The following is a 15,502-nucleotide window of genomic DNA, read 5'->3' as shown; positions in this document are numbered from 1 at the left end:
GTGCCCTTAAGCGCCGGGCGCCGCCTCCGGCGGCTTGGCTCGCCGCGCCACTGGAGCGCCAAGCCGGAAAGTGGAGTGGGCGGCGCCGGCCGCCGTGCGGCCGGATTCTGCATTGGCCCGCTGATCCTGACGGGCCGCGCTGAATGCCGGCTCCGGGACGCCGAGGGACATCCCTCTTCGGCCGGGCTCTGCATTGACTCGCCGATCCTGATGGGCGGCGCTGGATGCCGGCTCCAGGATGCCGGAGGGCATCCCCTTTCCGACCGGCCTCTGCGCTGATCCGCCGAACCTGATGAATTGCGCCGGTGCGGCCCTTCGGGCCGGCTACTTCCGCTCGCCCGGCGTGATCACCGCCTCGCGCAGCCCCTCGCCGCGCAGGTGGACCAGCGCCACCGGCCGGCCCACGCGGTCGCCGCTCAGCCAGCGCAGCAGCGCGTCCACGCCGGTCAGCGCCGTGCCGTCCACGCTCAGCAGCAGGTCGCCCGGCGCGATGCCCGCCTCGGCCGCGGGCGATCCACCCTCCACCGAGCCCACCAGCACGCCGCTTTCCTGCGCGAGCCCATGCGCCCGCGCCAGCCGACGCGGCACCGCCTGGCGCTCGCCGGAAAGCCCCAGCCGCGCCCGCCGCACACGCCCGTGCCGCGCCAGCTCGCCCAGCACCAGCACCGCCGTGTTGGAGGCCACCGCGAAGCAGAGCCCCTGCGCGCCCGCGATCATCGCCGTGTTGATGCCGATCAGCCGCCCCGCGCTGTCCAGCAGCGCGCCGCCGGAATTGCCGGGGTTCAATGCCGCATCGGTCTGGATCAGATCATTGATCGGCCGCCCGCCGCGCCCTGCCAGCGTCCGCCCCACGGCGGAGACGATCCCGGCCGTCACGGTGGACGAAAAGCCCAGCGGATTGCCGATCGCGATCGCCATCTGGCCCGGCCGCAGCGCCGCGCTGTCGGCGATCTCCGCCACCGGCAGCCCGTCGCCGCGCGAAAGCCGCAGCAGCGCGAGATCCGTGTCGGCATCCTCGCCCAGCAGCTGCGCGGGCACGAGCCTTCCGTCGGCCAGCGTCACCTCGAGCGCCTCGGCGCCGGCGGCCACGTGGGAATTGGTCAGCACCAGCCCGTCCGGCGAGACGATCACGCCGGAACCGCTGCCCATCTGGCGCCCGCCCCGCTTCACCGCGACGTGGACGACGGCCGGCCCGGTGCGGGCCACCGCCGAGGTCACGGCAGCGGAATAGGAATCGAGGAGGGGAGCATCGGAGGGAATGGCGGCATCGAGCATGCCTCTCACATAGGCAGCGCCGCCCCCGCCACCAGGGCGCCGACGCATGGGAGGCATGGCATCGTCGCAAGCCGCGTGGCAAAACCTTCGCCGGAGGTGCCCCGATGGCCTGGCTCGTACGAATCGCCCTGCTCGCCGGAGGCGCGGTCGCCGCCTGGTTCGTCGCGCCCGACGCGCCGAACTACACGGTCGTCCAGGGCATGATGACCGTGTTGATCATCGCGATCGCGGTCCTCGCCGCCGTCCTCATCCGCCGGCGCTGAGCCGGGGCGGACGCATGGAGATCGTCGAGGCCCTCCTCGTCCTCATGGCGACCTGCGTGGTGCTCGCCGTCGTCGCCCGCTTCGCCGGGCTGCCCTATGCCGTGGCGCTCATCCTCGGCGGCATCGTCATCGCCTTCATCCCCGGCCTGCCGCGTGTGGCGCTCGACCCCGAGATCGCGCTGGCCTTCTTCCTGCCGCCGCTGCTGGTGGGCAGCGCCTACCGCACCGACTGGCGCGCCTTCCGGCGGAACATCCGCGCCATCCTGCTGCTGGCGCTGGGCTGCGTCGCCTTCACCTCCTTCGCGATCGGCTGGCTGGCGCGCTGGCTGATCCCCGAGCTGCCCTGGCCCGCCGCCATCGCGCTCGGCGCCATCCTGGCGCCGCCCGACGCGGTCGCGGCCGCCGCCGTGCTGCAGCGCCTCCGCCTGCCGCCGCGCATCGTGACGGTGCTGGAGGGCGAAAGCCTGGTGAACGACGCCTCGTCGCTGGTCATCTACCGCCTGGCCGTCTCGGCGATGGCCATGGGCAGCGTCGCGCCGCTGCAGGCGACCGGCTTCTTCTTCCTTGTTGCCCTCGGCGGTATCGCCGTCGGCTGGATCCTCGCCCGCGCGGTCCTCTGGCTGATCGCGCACGTCAAGGACACGCTGCTCGAGGTGACGCTGACCTTCCTCGGCACCTACGCCACCTTCTTCGCGGCCGAGGCGCTGCACCTGTCGGGCGTCCTCGCCGTCGTCACCTCCGGCATCATGTTCGGCCAGGCGCAGTACCGCGTCTTCTCCGCCCGCACGCGGCTGGAGGCGAAGATGGTCTGGGAGTTCCTGGAATTCGTCCTGACCTCGCTGGTCTTCATCCTGATCGGCCTCCAGCTCCGCGAGATCCTGGAGCGGCTGGAGGCGCGCGGGCTGTGGGAGCTGATCTCGCTCGCCCTGACCGTCTCGCTGGCGCTGATCGCCTCGCGCTTCATCTGGATCTTCCCGGCCATGTACCTGCCGAGCCGGATCAAGAGCCTCGCCCGGCACGAGCCGAGGCCGCCGGTCTCCCATATGATCGTGCTTTCCTGGGCAGGCATGCGGGGAGTGGTGTCGCTCGCCGCCGCGCTGGCCCTGCCGGCCGACTTCCCGGAGCGCGACATCATCGTCTTCCTTGCCTTCTGCGCCATCCTGGCCACGCTGGTCGCGCAGGGCACGACGCTGGAATGGGTGATCAAGCGCGTGGGCCTCGCCATGCCGCCCCATCCCAACGGCATCGATCCGGAGGAGGCCACGGCGCGCCATGTAGCGGCGGCCGCGGCGCTCGATGCCATCCAGGCGCGCACCGCCGACGTGCTCTACGGCCCGATCGCGGCCGACCTCGTCGCGGAGTTCCGCGACCGCGCCTCCCATCTGGAGCGCACGGCGCGCGGCGGCGGCGCCGTGGCGGCCGAGCGTGCAGCACGGCGGGCGCTGCGGTTGGAGGCGCTGAACGCCTCGCGCACCGCGCTGCGCACGCACCAGCAGGAGCACGACCTGCCGGAGGAGCTGCTGGCGCGGCTCGGCCAGGAATACGACTACGAGGAGAATCGTCTGCGGCAGGCCTTGGCCTAACCCGATGGCGATCGCCGACACGCTCCAGCAGGCCCGCCGCGCGCTGATCGACCTCTCGACGCGCAACCGGCTGCTGAGCCTGCCGGCGCAAGGGCGGGCGCGTGCGGTGCTCCGCATCGACGACGAGGATGCGGCCTTCGTGCTGGAGCAGCTCGCGGCCGGAAGGGCCTTCGGCTTTGAAGCGGCACAGGTGCCGGCCGACGGGCCGAAGCGTGGCCGCCGGCGCGCCGAAGGCGTGACCGCCGCCAGGCCCGATGCGACGCGCGAGGAATGGCGGGCGGATCAAAGCCTCCGCGTCGCGCTGACGCCCGACGAGCTCGCGCGCCGCCTGCGCGACGTGATGTCGGACGCCCGCAGCGCGCGCGAGGAGAGCGGCGTGGCCAGCCTCTACCTCGCCGTTGGCGGGCTCGTCTGGCGCGATCCCGCGACGCCGGAGACGGAGCGGATGGCGCCACTGGCCCTCATCCCCGCGACGCTGGAGCGCGAGGGCGTGAGCAATCGCTTCCGGCTGCGCGGCAACCCCGAGGAGATGGTCGAGAATCTGTCCCTCCGGGAAAAGCTCTCGGCCGATTTCCGCATCGCCCTGCCCGAGTTTTCCGCCGAGGGATGGGCGGAGAAGGTCGCCGCTGCCGTCGCGGGGCGCGAGAACTGGCGCGTGGATCCGGATGCGCTGGCCCTCGGCCTCTTCGCCTTCGCCAAGTTCCTGATGTGGCGCGACCTCGATCCCGTCGCGCATCCCGGCCTGCTGGAGCATCCGATGCTTCGCCGCCTGCTCGACCCGGTCGCGCCGCCGCCGGAACCACCGCCCTTCGCCGACGACGCCGATGTGGACGCCGCCGTCCCGGTCGAGCGGCTGGACCATGTGGTGGAGGTGGACGGCAGCCAGGCGCTCGCCGCCGAAGCGGTGCGGCGCGGCCACAGCCTGGTGATCCAGGGCCCACCCGGCACGGGCAAGAGCCAGACCATCGTGAACATCCTGGCCCAGGCCGTGCTGGACGGGCGCAGCGTGCTCTTCGTCGCGGAGAAGTCCGCCGCGTTGGAGGTGGTGAAGCGGCGGCTGGAGAATCTCGGCCTCGGTGCGGCCGTACTGGAGCTGCATGGTGAAAAGCCCTCGAAGCGCGCGGTGCTGGACGAGCTGCGCGCGACGCTCGCGCTCCCTTCGCCGCCGGCTCCGCAGCGCGAGGCGGCGGTGCAGCGGCTGGGCGACCTGCGCGGGCGGCTGAACCGTCACGCCGCCGCGATGCGCGATGTCGTGGGCGAGACGGGCGTAACGGTGCAGGAGGTGATCGCACGGCTGGCCGCGCTGCGCGCCTCGGGCGCCGCGCCGCCGCCCTTCCGGCTGGACGCCTCGGGATGGGACGCGGCACGTCTGCGCAACCTGCGCTCGGGCGCGCGCGAGCTGGCGGCGAACAGCGCCGGCGCCCGGAGTCCATGGCGTGGGGTGTCGGCGGCGCTGGACGCCATCGCCGCGAGCCGGTTCCAGGCGGAGCTGCCGCGCCACATCCGCGCCCTGGCCGCTGCGCCTGGAAGCATCGCCGAGGCCGAGCACGCCGTCGCTTCCGAGGCGCTGCGGGCCACGGCGCCGATCCAGCCCGGCGAGGTCGAGGCCGCCAGGGCGCGCCTCGCCGACCTCCGCCATGTCGCAGCGGCAAGGGTCGAGCCGCGCTTCCGGCCGGGCGCGCTGGACGCGCCGGGGCTGTCCGCCGCGCGCGGCACGCTGGCCCAGCCGTCCGGGCTCTTCGGCTTCCTCGATGGCGCGAGGCGCGAGGCGAAGGCCGCCATCGCCGCCGCGTTGCGCGATCCCGAGGATGCCGGCGCGCTGGAGGCGCTGCTCGCCGCCCAGGCCGCGCAGGCACGCCTCGGCGCGGGACCGGATGAGGCGGCGCTCGCCGAACGCCTCGCCTGGTTCGACCAGCACCGGGACGCCTTCGGCACTCCGCCCGCCACGCCGGCCCAACGCGACGCGCTGGCCGCCTGGGCTATCATCCGCGACGCGACGGGCCTCGAAGCGCCCGACACCTTCGCTGCCCTCGCCGAACGCCTCGCTGCGATGGCCGCCGAGCCGGAGGCGCTGGCGCCCTGGCAGGGCTGGTCCCGTGCCATGGCCGCCGAGCCCGCGCTGGTACCGCTCGCGGAGGCGCTGGAAGCCGGCGCCGTCGCGCCTGGCGACGCCGAATCCGCGCTCGACTTCGCCATCCTCGAAGCCCTGTTCCGCGTCGCGATGCGCCAGCATCCGGAGCTCGCCGCCTTCGACGGCGCCGCTGCCGATCGCCTCGTCGCCGATTTCCGCGAGGCCGATGCCGCCCGCGTGCGCCTCGCCCGCAGCGAGGCCGCCGCGAAGCACGCCGAGCGCCTCACCGCGCTGCGCCAGGGCGAGGAAGCCTCCTCCCTCGCCTTCCTGCGCGGCGAGTTCGAGCGCAAGCGCGGCCATGCGCCCATCCGCACGCTGATGACGCGCGCCGCGCCGCTCATCCGCAAGGCCAAGCCCATTTTCATGCTGAGCCCGCTGACGGTGGCGCAGTTCCTGGCCAATCCGCATCACGCGACGATGCCCGGCTTTCCCGTCTTCGACCTGATGGTCATGGACGAGGCCAGCCAGATCGAGCCCGTGGATGCCATGGGCGCCATCGCTCGCGCCAACCAGGTCGTGGTCGTCGGCGACGACCGGCAGATGCCGCCCACCCGCTTCTTCCAGCGCATGACGGAAGACGACGCCGACGACGCGCCCGACGAGGACGCCGCGCTGGAGGCGCGCGACGTGGAAAGCATCCTCGGCCTCGCCAATGCGCGCGGCATCCCGGGCGCCATGCTGCGCTGGCATTACCGCAGCCGGCACGAGAGCCTGATCGCGACCTCCAACGCCGAGTTCTACGGCGGCCGCCTGCTGGTCCTGCCCTCGCCACGGCCGCGCAGCGCCACGCTCGGCCTCTCGCTGATCCGTGTGGAGGGCCGCTTCACCGGCAGCGCCAATGCCGCGGAGGCTCAGGCGGTCGCCGCTTCCGTGCTGCGCCACGCGAAGGAGACGCCCGGCGACACGCTCGGCGTCGCCGCCTTCTCGGTCACCCAGCGCGACGCGATCCTCGACGCGGTCGAGGCGCTGCGCCGCACCAGCCCCGAGACCGAGGTCTTCTTCACCGCCCATCCCGCCGAGCCCTTTTTCGTGAAGAACCTGGAGAACGTGCAGGGCGACGAGCGCGACGCCATCCTGATCAGCGTGGGCTATGGGCGCGACGCGCAGAACCGCCTGGCCATGCGCTTCGGCCCGCTCTCCATGGAGGGCGGCGAGCGGCGGCTGAACGTGCTCATCACGCGCGCCAAGAAGCGCTGCGTGGTCTTCTCCGGGATCGGCGCCGAGGAGATCGACCTCGCGCGCGCCGGCGGGCGCGGCGTGGCGGCGCTGAAGGCCTTTCTCGGCTTCGCGGCGGGCACCGAGGGCCGCGACCTGGAGTCCGGCCAGGCTTCGCCCATCGGCGCGCTGATCGGCGGACTCGTCACCGAGTCCGGGCGCGTCGCCGTGCCGCATCTGGGGTTGTCCGGACTCTTCCTCGACGTCGCCGCGCGTGGCGAGACCGGCTTCGACCTCGGCATCGAGCTGGATGGACCCGACTGGTCCGCCCTCCGCTGCGCGCGCGATCGCGATCGCGGCCGGCAGGCGGCCCTGGAAGGCATGGGCTGGAAGCTGGCGCGAAGCTGGTCGCTCGACTGGCTCAACCAGCCCGAGGCCGCCCAGGCCCGGCTGCGCGGCCCGCTCGGCCTCGCGGCCCCCGCAGCGCCGGCCGTCACCGCCGATCCCGGCCTCGCCGCGCCCTATCACGAGACCGCGATGGAGAAGCCGCCGGCTAACCGCTCGGAGCTGGGCCAGCTCGTCGCCGCCATCATCGCCACCGAGGCGCCCATCCATGCCGACGCCGTCGCCGAGCGCCTGCGCCTCCTCCTCGGCGCCGCCGCGCCGGACGCGAGGACCTGCGCCGCCACCCTCAACGAAGCGAAGCTGCTCCACGGCGCTCGCGAGGAGGGCGGCTTCTGGTTCCCCGAGGAGGCCGCGCCCATCGACCCACGCGACCGCCGGTCCGCCGCCGCTTTCACCCGGCGGCCGTCCCTGATTCACCCCGGGGAAGTGGCCGCCGCGGCCAGAGTTTTGCTCGGCGTGCAGACCCAAGCCACGGAGGAAGAACTTGCTGCCGGTGTCACGCGGCTCCTCGGCCTCGACCCCGTCGCCACCCCTGCCATGGCCGCTCGGCTCGCCATGCTCATAGGGTCCGGACAAATCATTCTGACTGCGGGACGATGATCGATTAGGTCAATGGTAATGCCCAAAACTATTCATTGGCAAAATGCATGTTGCACCGCCATATCGTCCTACAGGAACGCAGCGACGCGGACCGAGAGCCCACCACCTCCCGAGGAGAGACACTGCATGCTGACCGTTGGCGACAAGTTCCCCAGCTTCGACCTGACCGCCGTCAAGGGCGGCCCCGAGGGCCTCGGCGGCCCGGGCAAGTCGTTCATCCAGATCAACAACGCCAGCGACCCGGGCCAGTGGAAGGTCGTGTTCTTCTGGCCGAAGGACTTCACCTTCATCTGCCCGACCGAGATCGCGGCGTTCGGCAAGCTCGCCGGGGAATTCGCCGACCGCGACACCGTCGTCTACGGCGTCAGCACCGACAGCGAGTTCGTGCACCTCAACTGGCGCGTCTACAACGAGGACATCAAGGATCTGCCGATCCCGATGCTCGCCGACCTGAAGCGCGAGCTGAGCTCGGCGCTCGGCATCCTCGACAAGGACGCCGGCGTTCCGCTGCGCGCCACCTTCATCGTGGACCCCGAGGGCACGATCCAGCATGTGGCCATCAACGGCCTCAATGTCGGCCGCAACCCGCAGGAGACGCTGCGCATCCTCGACGCGCTGCAGACCGACGAGCTGTGCCCCTGCAACTGGACGAAGGGCGAAGAGGCCCTGAAGCCGCAGGAGCTCTTCGAGAAGGCCGCCTGATCCACTAGCCCACCACCGCGCGGCGATCCCCCCGACTCTCCTCGCCGCGCGGCCCCGAGGGGGCACCCCCCGCCCCCTCGAGCCTCCCGCCCCGTCGCCTGCCGGCGATGGGACGGGACCGGCTCCTCCCCCTTTCCCCACAATCCAAGCCCTTTGGGAGCCCCGCGCCATGTCGCTGGAATCGCTGCGCAACGACCTGCCCGAATACGCCAAGGACCAGAAGCTCAACCTCGGCACCCTGGCGACGGAGCCGTCCCTGACGCAGCAGCAGCGCGCCGGCACCTTCGTGGCCTCCGCCATCGCCAGCCGGAACCCGCGCGTCATGCGCGCCATCCTTGCCGAATTCGGCCCGCAGCTGAGCCCGGAGGCGCTCGGCGCCGCCAAGGCCGCGGCCTCGGTGATGGGCATGAACAACATCTACTACCGCTTCACCCACCTCGTCGGCGGCGACTACGCCACCATGCCGGCCAAGCTGCGCATGAACGTCATCGGCAAGCCGGGCGTCGAGAAGGTGGACTTCGAGCTCTGGTCGCTCGCCGTCTCCGCCATCAACGGCTGCGGCATGTGCATGGAAGCCCATGAGAAGGTCGTGCTCCACGGCGGCCTGACCAAGGAGCAGGTCCAGGCCGCGGTACGCATCGCCGCCGTCGTGCACGCCACGGCCGTGACGATGGACGCGGAGGAGGCGCTCGCCGCTTAGGCGGGGCACTCGTTCCAGACGGTGGAATTGCGGGGACTTTGTCCCCGGCACCCCCTACCAAAGGCCGAGAGGCCCCTGGTGGGGGGTTGGCCGCGAAGCGGAGACAACCGAGGGGGCGAAGCCCTCTCGCATCCAACCGCCCGGAACGGACGCCCGCCTATTCGGCGGGCTGCACCCGCACCCGCCGTGCGATAGTGAAGCTGCGCGCGCCGCCGGCGCAGAGCAGCGACAGCACGAGCAGGGTCGCGACCGTCGGCAGCACCAGCCAGGCGAAGCCGTAATCTATGAGCAGGCCCATCGGCACCGGCATCAACGCCGAGCCCAGCGGCAGGCTGGAGCTCACGAAGCCGAAGACCTTGCCGATCTCGCCGGGCGGGCAGACTTCCTTCAGCATCACGTCGCGCGGCGTGCGCGAGGAGCCCATGCAGGTGCCACCGACCAGCGCGACGACCGGGATCAGGAATTCCGGATAGGGCATGAGGCCGAGCGAAAGGATCAGCCCGGCCGCGATCAGGGTCAGCACGGTGACGAAGCCCATCAGCGAGCCGCCGCCCCGCTTGTCCGACCACCAGCCGCCGATCAGCGTGCCCACTGTGGCGCCGATCATGTAGCCGGTCAGCGCCAGCGAAGCGACGGCGACCGGCGTGCCCCAGAGCTTGCCGAGGATGGTGATCAGGAAGGCCTGGATGCCCGAGCCCGACATGGCCGAAAGCAGGAAGAAGGCGAAGAAGGCGAGGATGGGCTTGCTGAGCAGCAGCTTCGCCGCGCCCGCGGGCCTGGCGGCGCGCGTCTTGGGCTGGTCGCTCAGGATGCGCGACTGCCAGAGGATCGCGAGGACGACGGGCAGGCCGAGCAGGCCCAGCAGCAGCAGCGCGCCCCGCCAGTCCATGGTGAGCAGCAGCAGCGCGACGGTCGGGGGGGCGAGGGCGAAGCCGAGATTGCCGGTGAAGGAATGCAGCGCGAAGGCGCGACCCACGAACTCCTTGCGGATCGAGCCCGCCAGGATCGCGTAGTCGGCCGGGTGGATCACCGAGTTGCCGACGCCCGAGAGCACCGCCAGCGCCAGGATCAGCCGGAAATCCGTGACGAAGGACATGGCGCTGATGGAGAGCGCCATGATCAGCGTGCCGCCGATCAGGAAGCGCTTGGCGCCGTACCTGTCCACCAGGAAGCCGACGGGCGTCTGCAGCAGGGCCGTGGTCGCGCTCATCAGCGCGACGGCGAGGCCCAGCATGGCGAAGGAAACGCCGAACTCGTCGCGCCAGACCAGGAAGAGCGGCGCCAGGCACAGCATGTAGAAGTGCGAGAGGAAATGCCCGGTCCCGATGAGGGCGCAGATCTGCGCATCGCGCTTCGGGGAGAGGACGACTTCGCTCATCCGGACAAGGTGTCCGGGCGTCCACGCGTCGTCAATGACGGGGATCAGCGGGTTACTGGAACTTCATTGGGCGGGCGCAAGTCATCGAGCGGCCAGCGAGGCCTCGGCGCCAATGAAACCGCGTCGGACTGGCCGGCGCGCAGACGTTCGAGCCCCGCCCAGGCGACCATGACGGCATTGTCGGTGCAGAGGCGCAGCGGCGGGGCCAGCAGCGGCCGCGACGTCGCGGCCGCGAGCGAGGCCCGCACGGCCTGGTTGGCCGCGACGCCGCCCGCCACGACCAGGGCCGTGGCCGCCGGCAGCATCGCCAGCGCATGGCGCGCACGATCGGCCAGCACGGCGGCGACGCTGGCCTGGAAGGCGGCCGCGATGTCCTCGGGGCGGAATTCACCCTTGGCCACCGCCTGTGCAACGGCCGTCTTGAGCCCGCTGAAGGAGAAGTCGCAGCCGGGGCGCCCCAGCATCGGCCGCGGCAGCTTCACGGCGGAGGCATCGCCGGAGGCCGCCAGCCGCTCCAGATGCGCGCCGCCCGGCCAGGGCAGGCCGAGCAGCTTCGCCGCCTTGTCGAAGGCCTCGCCCACCGCGTCGTCCAGCGTGGTGCCGAGGCGGCGGTAGCGCCCGAGCCCCAGCACGGCCACGCATTGGCAATGCCCGCCCGAGACCAGCAGCAGCAGGTAGGGATAAGCCGGGGCTTCCGGAAACAGCCCCGGCAGCCGCGCGGTCAGCGCATGCGCCTCCAGGTGGTTCACGCCGAGGAAGGGCAGGCCGGCGCCGAGCGCCAGGCCCTTGCCGTAGCTGGCGCCGACCACGAGGCCGCCGATCAGCCCCGGCCCGGCCGTGGCGGCGATGCCGCCAAGATCGGAGATGCGCAGCCCAGCCTCGTCCAGCACGCCCTGCACCAGGCCGCCCAGCCGCTGCAGATGCGCCCGGGCCGCGATCTCCGGCACCACACCGCCGAAGCGCGCATGCTCGGCCGATTGCGTGAAGACCGCCTCGGCCAGGATGCGCCCATCCCCGTCGAGCACGGCGGCCGCCGTCTCGTCGCAGCTCGACTCGATCCCCAGGATGGGGCCCAGGACGGGAGGCAGGCGGGTTCCGTTCATCACCCGCGCCCTATATGACGCGCCGATGTCTTCCGCCATGCCGGGCTCGGCTCCCGCGCCCCACTCCAAGATGCGCTCCCTGCCGCTGCGAGTCGGCACCCGTGCCTCGCCGCTGGCCCTCTGGCAGACGCGACACTTCCTCGAGATCATCATAGGCTTCTGCCCGGTGCTTCGCGGCGTGAACGCCTTCGAGGAGCACCCGATCCGCACCACCGGCGATGCGATCCAGAACCGCCGGCTGTCGGAGATCGGCGGCAAGGGGCTCTTCGCGAAGGAGATCCACGAGGCGCTTCTCGACGGCCGCGTGGACTTCGCCGTCCACAGCCTCAAGGACCTGGAGACGGAGATGCCGCCCGGCATCGTCCTCGCCTGCACGCTGAAGCGCGAGGATGCGCGCGACGCGCTGATCCTCGGCCCCGGCTGCGGCGTGCCCGATGCGGGCGATCCCTATGCCTGCCTGCCGGCCGGTGCAGTCATCGGTTCCTCCTCGCTGCGGCGGCAGTCGCAGCTGCTGGCGGCGCGGCCGGATCTCGAGGTCGTGACGTTGCGCGGCAACGTGCAGACCCGGCTGGCGGCCATCCACGCCGGCGAGGTCACCGCCAGCCTCCTTGCCCTGGCCGGCCTCAAGCGCCTGGGCCTGGAGCACGAGGCCGCCCTGGCGCTGGACCCCGAGGCCATGGTCCCCGCCGCCGGCCAGGGCATCGTCGCCATCACCTGCCGCGAGGGCGACACCGAGCTGCTGGAGCTGCTCTCCGGCATCGAGGACCGCGAGGCCTCCGCCGTCTCCAAGGCCGAGCGCGCGCTGCTGGCGGCGCTCGACGGCTCCTGCCGCACGCCGATCGGCGGCCATGCGCGGCTGCTGCCGGACGGCGCCCTGCACCTGACGGGCCTCGTCGCGCGGGCCGATGGCAGCTTCCTGCTGAAGCGCACCATCCATGGCACGGTGGCCGACGCGGTCCGCCTGGGCCGTGCGCTCGGCGAGGAGCTGCGGCTCGACAGCCCCGCGGATATCTTTGCCTGAGCGCGCAAGCGGCGTGCTGATCACCCGCCCCGAGCCGGGTGCGGCCGAGACCGCTGCGCGCGTCGCGGCGCTCGGCCGGCGCCCCGTGCTGGCGCCGGCGATAGTGCTGGCGCCGCGGCCCTTCCGCCCGGTCCGCGCCCAGGCCCTGCTGCTCACTAGCCGCGCCGCCGCCCGCGCGCTCACGCCCTGGGACATCCCGGTCCTCGCGGTCGGCGAGGCGACGGCCGAGGCGGCCCGCACCGGGGGATTTCCGGATGTCTGCGCCGCCGATGGCGATGCCGCGGCCCTCGCCGCCCTCTGCGCCGCGCGCCTCGACCCGGCGGCCGGCCCGCTGCTGCTGGCAGTGGGCGAGGGCTATTCTCTGGACCTCACCGCAGCCCTGCGCGAGCGGGGCTTCCGCGTCGCCCGTCGCGTGGCCTATGCGGCTGTGGAATCAATGGATTTCCCCGCCGAGGCCGCCGCCGCCCTGCGCAACCGCCAAGTGTCACACGCGTTGTTCTTCTCGCCGCGCAGTGCGGGGTGTAGCGTCCGCGCCCTGACCGCTTCCGGCCTGTCGGAGGCCCTGCGCGGGATCGAGGCCATCGCCATCAGCCCGCGCGTCGCCGCCGTCCTGGACGGCCTCCCCTGGCGCTCCGTCCGGACCGCCCGAAGGCCGGACCAGGACCACATCTTGGAGTTGCTTGGCCCGCCATGACATCCGCCCCCCCGCGCAAGCTTCCCTTCGACCCGGCCTGGATCGCCCTCGCCGCCGCGGCGCTGGTGCTCATCGCCGCCTCGGCCTGGCTGGCGAGCAGCCGCCCCCAGCCGGAGCGGCGCGTCGAGGCGGAGCCCGCCGTGGCGGCACGGACCGCCACGCCCGCGCCGAACCCGCTGGAGGTGCAGCTGGCCGAGCTCTCCGCCCGCCTCGCCGCCAGCGAGGCCGCGCTGGCGGAGCTGCAAGCCCGCCCGGCCGGCGATCCCGCCGCCGTCGCTGCGCTCGGCCAGCGGCTCGACCAGGGGATCGAGCAAAGCCGCGCCGCCGCGGCCCAGGCACTGGATGCCCGGCTGAAGGCGCTGGAGGATCGGCTTGCCCAGCGCATCGGCGAAGGCAATGCGGCCCTCGGCCGCCGGCTCGACGCCGTGGAGCAGGCCGCCACGCAGCGCGCCGGCGCCGACCAGGCCATCGGCCGCCGCATCGAGGTGCTGGAGCGCGCGGTCGCCGAGCGCACCGCCGGCGAGCTCGCCGTCACCCGGCGCATCGAGGCGGTCGACCAGGCGGCGTCGCAGCGCGCCGCCCAGGCCGAGCAGTCGGTGACCCAGCGCCTGGCCGCGATCGAGCAGGCCGCCACGCAGCGCGCCACCCAGGCCGAGCAGGCGATGACCCAGCGCCTCGCCGCCCTCGACCAGAGCACCACAGAGCGCCTCGCCCCGCTGCAGGACGCGCTGCGCCGCCTTTCCGCGGCGGAGGCCCGCACCAGCCGGCTCGGCGCCATCGACGCGCTGCGCACGCTGCTGGATGCCGGCCAACCGCTCGGCACCGCCCTGCCCCGGCTCGGCGCCGAGCCGCCGGAGCCCCTCGCGCGCTACGCCGCCGCCGCGCCGCCGACCGAGTCCGCCCTCCGACTGGGCTTCGAGGAGGCGGTGCGCCAGGCCCGCACCGTCACCACGGCCCAGGAAAGCCTGACCTCCCGTCTGAACTCGCTGCTCACGGTGCGGCGCGGCGACGAGGTGATCTGGGGCGATTCCTCCGAGGTCCAGATCGAGCGCGCCCGCCGGGCGCTGGAGGCTGGCGACGTCGAAGGCGCCGTGGCCGCGCTGGGCCGCCTGCCCGAGGCCAACCGGACTGCCCTGCGCGGCTGGATCGCCGATGCCGAGGCGCTGGTCGCCGCGCGCGCCGCCCTCCGCAGCCTCGCCGCCGGCTGAACCGCCATGCGCAGCGTCATCAAGTTCCTCATCGTCCTCGCGCTTGTCTTCGCGGTGGTGCTCTGGCTCGCCGGACTCGGCGGGCAGGTGGAGATCCGGCATGGCGAGTGGTGGATCGGCATCTCGCTGCCGGCCGCGATCGTGCTGGCGGTTGCCGTCTTCCTGCTGCTGCACGTGCTGCTGCGCATCGTCGCCTGGCTGCGCGGCTGGCCGGAGCGCCGGCGCGTCCGCCGCCGGCTGAACGACCGCGCGCTGGCCGAGATCGCGCTGACCCGCGCGCTGGTGGCGCTCGCCGCCGGCCGGCCGGAAGCCGCCCGGATCGAGGTCGCCAGGGCGAAGGGCCTCGCCGGCGCGACGCCGCAGCTCCTGCTGCTGGAGGCTGAGGCCGCCCGCTCGCTCGGCGACGAGGAAGGTGCCACCAAGGCCTTCGAGGAGCTGGCCGGACGCGCGGATTCCCGCTTCCTCGGGCTGCGCGGGCTGCTGCGCCAGGCCGAGGCACGCGAGGACTGGGACACGGCCCGCCAGATCGCCGCCGACGCCCAGGCTGTCGAGCCCAAGGCCGAATGGCTGCGCGCCGAGCGCTCCGAGGTCGCGCTGCGCCGAAAGGATTGGGGCGAGGCGCTGGCCCTCTCCAACGCCGAGGCGCCGCGCGCCAGCCTGACCCTCGCTGCCGCCGAGCAGGAGTCCGATCCGGTCAAGGCGCGCGAGCTGGAGCGGCAGGCCTTCATGGCCGATCCCAGCTTCTCGCCCGCCGTGCTGGCGCATGCGAAGCGGCTCGCCGAGGCCGGCAGCCCGCGGCGGGGCCGCTCGGTGCTGCAGCAGGGCTGGGACGCGGCGCCGCACCCGGACATCGCCACGGCCTTCCTGGCCGGCGAGGAGGACCTCATCCGCCGAGTGAAGCTGGCCGACGAGCTGACGCATCGCACGCAGGACCATCCGGAGAGCCGGCTCCTGCGGGCACGAGTCTCGCTGGATGCGGGGCTGACCGGACGCGCGCGGCAGGAGCTGATCGCGCTGCGCGACAGCGGGCACGCCGATCGCCGCTGCTACGACCTGCTGGTGGAGTTGGAGCGCGCCGAGCACAGCCCCGACGCGGCCCGCGAGAAGGAGGCGGCCTGGCTGCGCGAGGCGGCCGAGGCGCCGGTCGAGCCGGTCTGGCGCTGCGGCCATTGCGGCACCGAGCACCGGACGTGGAAGCCGCTCTGCGAGGCCTGCAACACGGCGGGCGCGATCAGCTGGAGCGGAGCGGGGCGGTAGGCCGGCGCGGGCGCGGAGCCCGCACCG

At 73.1% G+C, this 15,502-nt stretch carries 12 protein-coding genes; 9 read left to right on the top strand and 3 right to left on the bottom strand.

Translation table 11 applies throughout. The features are described from left to right. Positions 1–324: 324 nt before the first annotated feature. Entirely contained in the window at positions 325–1,275 is a 951-nt protein-coding gene (locus AC1ROY_RS18105; protein ID WP_493150256.1) for a S1C family serine protease, read from the bottom strand. Between the two features lie 104 nt (positions 1,276–1,379). On the opposite strand from AC1ROY_RS18105, the gene AC1ROY_RS18100 reads away from it, so the two are divergent. From AC1ROY_RS18100 to ahpD, 5 genes are all read left to right on the top strand, one after another. Beyond that, positions 1,380–1,538, top strand: a complete 159-nt coding sequence (locus AC1ROY_RS18100; protein ID WP_493150255.1) for a hypothetical protein — start codon at positions 1,380–1,382, stop codon at positions 1,536–1,538. A gap of 14 nt (positions 1,539–1,552) precedes the next feature. After that, positions 1,553–3,121 (top strand): Na+/H+ antiporter, encoded by a 1,569-nt coding sequence (locus tag AC1ROY_RS18095; protein ID WP_493150254.1) that lies wholly within the window; start codon positions 1,553–1,555, stop codon positions 3,119–3,121. A 4-nt stretch (positions 3,122–3,125) separates the two neighbouring features. Then, positions 3,126–7,412 (top strand): DUF4011 domain-containing protein, encoded by a 4,287-nt coding sequence (locus AC1ROY_RS18090; RefSeq protein ID WP_493150253.1) that lies wholly within the window; start codon positions 3,126–3,128, stop codon positions 7,410–7,412. 126 nt (positions 7,413–7,538) lie between these two features. Continuing rightward, the gene (locus tag AC1ROY_RS18085) at positions 7,539–8,114 is read left to right on the top strand and encodes a peroxiredoxin (protein ID WP_493150252.1); all 576 of its coding nucleotides are present in this window, start codon (positions 7,539–7,541) and stop codon (positions 8,112–8,114) included. A 169-nt stretch (positions 8,115–8,283) separates the two neighbouring features. Continuing rightward, a complete protein-coding gene (ahpD, locus tag AC1ROY_RS18080; protein ID WP_493150251.1) occupies positions 8,284–8,814 on the top strand; it encodes an alkylhydroperoxidase, AhpD family in 531 nt (176 codons plus the stop codon). A gap of 157 nt (positions 8,815–8,971) precedes the next feature. On the opposite strand, the gene AC1ROY_RS18075 is transcribed toward ahpD, so the two are convergent. After that, the gene (locus AC1ROY_RS18075; RefSeq protein ID WP_493150250.1) at positions 8,972–10,192 is read right to left on the bottom strand and encodes an MFS transporter; all 1,221 of its coding nucleotides are present in this window, start codon (positions 10,190–10,192) and stop codon (positions 8,972–8,974) included. Between the two features lie 44 nt (positions 10,193–10,236). Then, complete coding sequence (gene tsaD, locus AC1ROY_RS18070) at positions 10,237–11,295, bottom strand: tRNA (adenosine(37)-N6)-threonylcarbamoyltransferase complex transferase subunit TsaD (RefSeq protein WP_493150249.1); 1,059 nt, start codon at positions 11,293–11,295, stop codon at positions 10,237–10,239. Positions 11,296–11,320: 25 nt separating this feature from the next. Between tsaD and hemC the strand changes: the two genes are divergently transcribed. From hemC to AC1ROY_RS18050, 4 genes are read left to right on the top strand one after another with little or no spacing between them, the layout of a single operon-like run. Then, complete coding sequence (hemC, locus tag AC1ROY_RS18065) at positions 11,321–12,316, top strand: hydroxymethylbilane synthase (protein ID WP_493150248.1); 996 nt, start codon at positions 11,321–11,323, stop codon at positions 12,314–12,316. Then, positions 12,309–13,010 carry a uroporphyrinogen-III synthase gene (locus tag AC1ROY_RS18060; RefSeq protein ID WP_493150247.1) on the top strand — a complete coding sequence of 234 codons (702 nt, stop codon included), beginning with the start codon at positions 12,309–12,311 and terminating at the stop codon, positions 13,008–13,010. Before hemC ends, AC1ROY_RS18060 begins: the two co-directional genes overlap by 8 nt. Continuing rightward, positions 13,007–14,218 carry a hypothetical protein gene (locus AC1ROY_RS18055; protein ID WP_493150246.1) on the top strand — a complete coding sequence of 404 codons (1,212 nt, stop codon included), beginning with the start codon at positions 13,007–13,009 and terminating at the stop codon, positions 14,216–14,218. The genes AC1ROY_RS18060 and AC1ROY_RS18055 overlap by 4 nt, the downstream gene beginning before the upstream one ends. Before the next feature lie 6 nt (positions 14,219–14,224). After that, a complete protein-coding gene (locus AC1ROY_RS18050; protein ID WP_493150245.1) occupies positions 14,225–15,475 on the top strand; it encodes a heme biosynthesis HemY N-terminal domain-containing protein in 1,251 nt (416 codons plus the stop codon). Positions 15,476–15,502 lie beyond the last annotated feature (27 nt).

Source organism: Roseococcus sp. GW821-FHT12F05 (assembly GCF_058806835.1).
The sequence above is the reverse complement of the archived record's forward strand: the minus strand, read 5'-3'. Positions and strand labels throughout refer to the sequence as shown.

Bases quoted from the DNA above. Each gene is read 5' to 3' on its own strand.
- AC1ROY_RS18105 (WP_493150256.1), bottom strand. From the start codon at position 1,275: ATGCTCGATGCCGCCATTCCCTCCGATGCTCCCCTCCTCGATTCCTAT.
- AC1ROY_RS18100 (WP_493150255.1), top strand. From the start codon at position 1,380: ATGGCCTGGCTCGTACGAATCGCCCTGCTCGCCGGAGGCGCGGTCGCC.
- AC1ROY_RS18095 (WP_493150254.1), top strand. From the start codon at position 1,553: ATGGAGATCGTCGAGGCCCTCCTCGTCCTCATGGCGACCTGCGTGGTG.
- AC1ROY_RS18090 (WP_493150253.1), top strand. From the start codon at position 3,126: ATGGCGATCGCCGACACGCTCCAGCAGGCCCGCCGCGCGCTGATCGAC.
- AC1ROY_RS18085 (WP_493150252.1), top strand. From the start codon at position 7,539: ATGCTGACCGTTGGCGACAAGTTCCCCAGCTTCGACCTGACCGCCGTC.
- ahpD (WP_493150251.1), top strand. From the start codon at position 8,284: ATGTCGCTGGAATCGCTGCGCAACGACCTGCCCGAATACGCCAAGGAC.
- AC1ROY_RS18075 (WP_493150250.1), bottom strand. From the start codon at position 10,192: ATGAGCGAAGTCGTCCTCTCCCCGAAGCGCGATGCGCAGATCTGCGCC.
- tsaD (WP_493150249.1), bottom strand. From the start codon at position 11,295: ATGAACGGAACCCGCCTGCCTCCCGTCCTGGGCCCCATCCTGGGGATC.
- hemC (WP_493150248.1), top strand. From the start codon at position 11,321: ATGTCTTCCGCCATGCCGGGCTCGGCTCCCGCGCCCCACTCCAAGATG.
- AC1ROY_RS18055 (WP_493150246.1), top strand. From the start codon at position 13,007: ATGACATCCGCCCCCCCGCGCAAGCTTCCCTTCGACCCGGCCTGGATC.
- AC1ROY_RS18050 (WP_493150245.1), top strand. From the start codon at position 14,225: ATGCGCAGCGTCATCAAGTTCCTCATCGTCCTCGCGCTTGTCTTCGCG.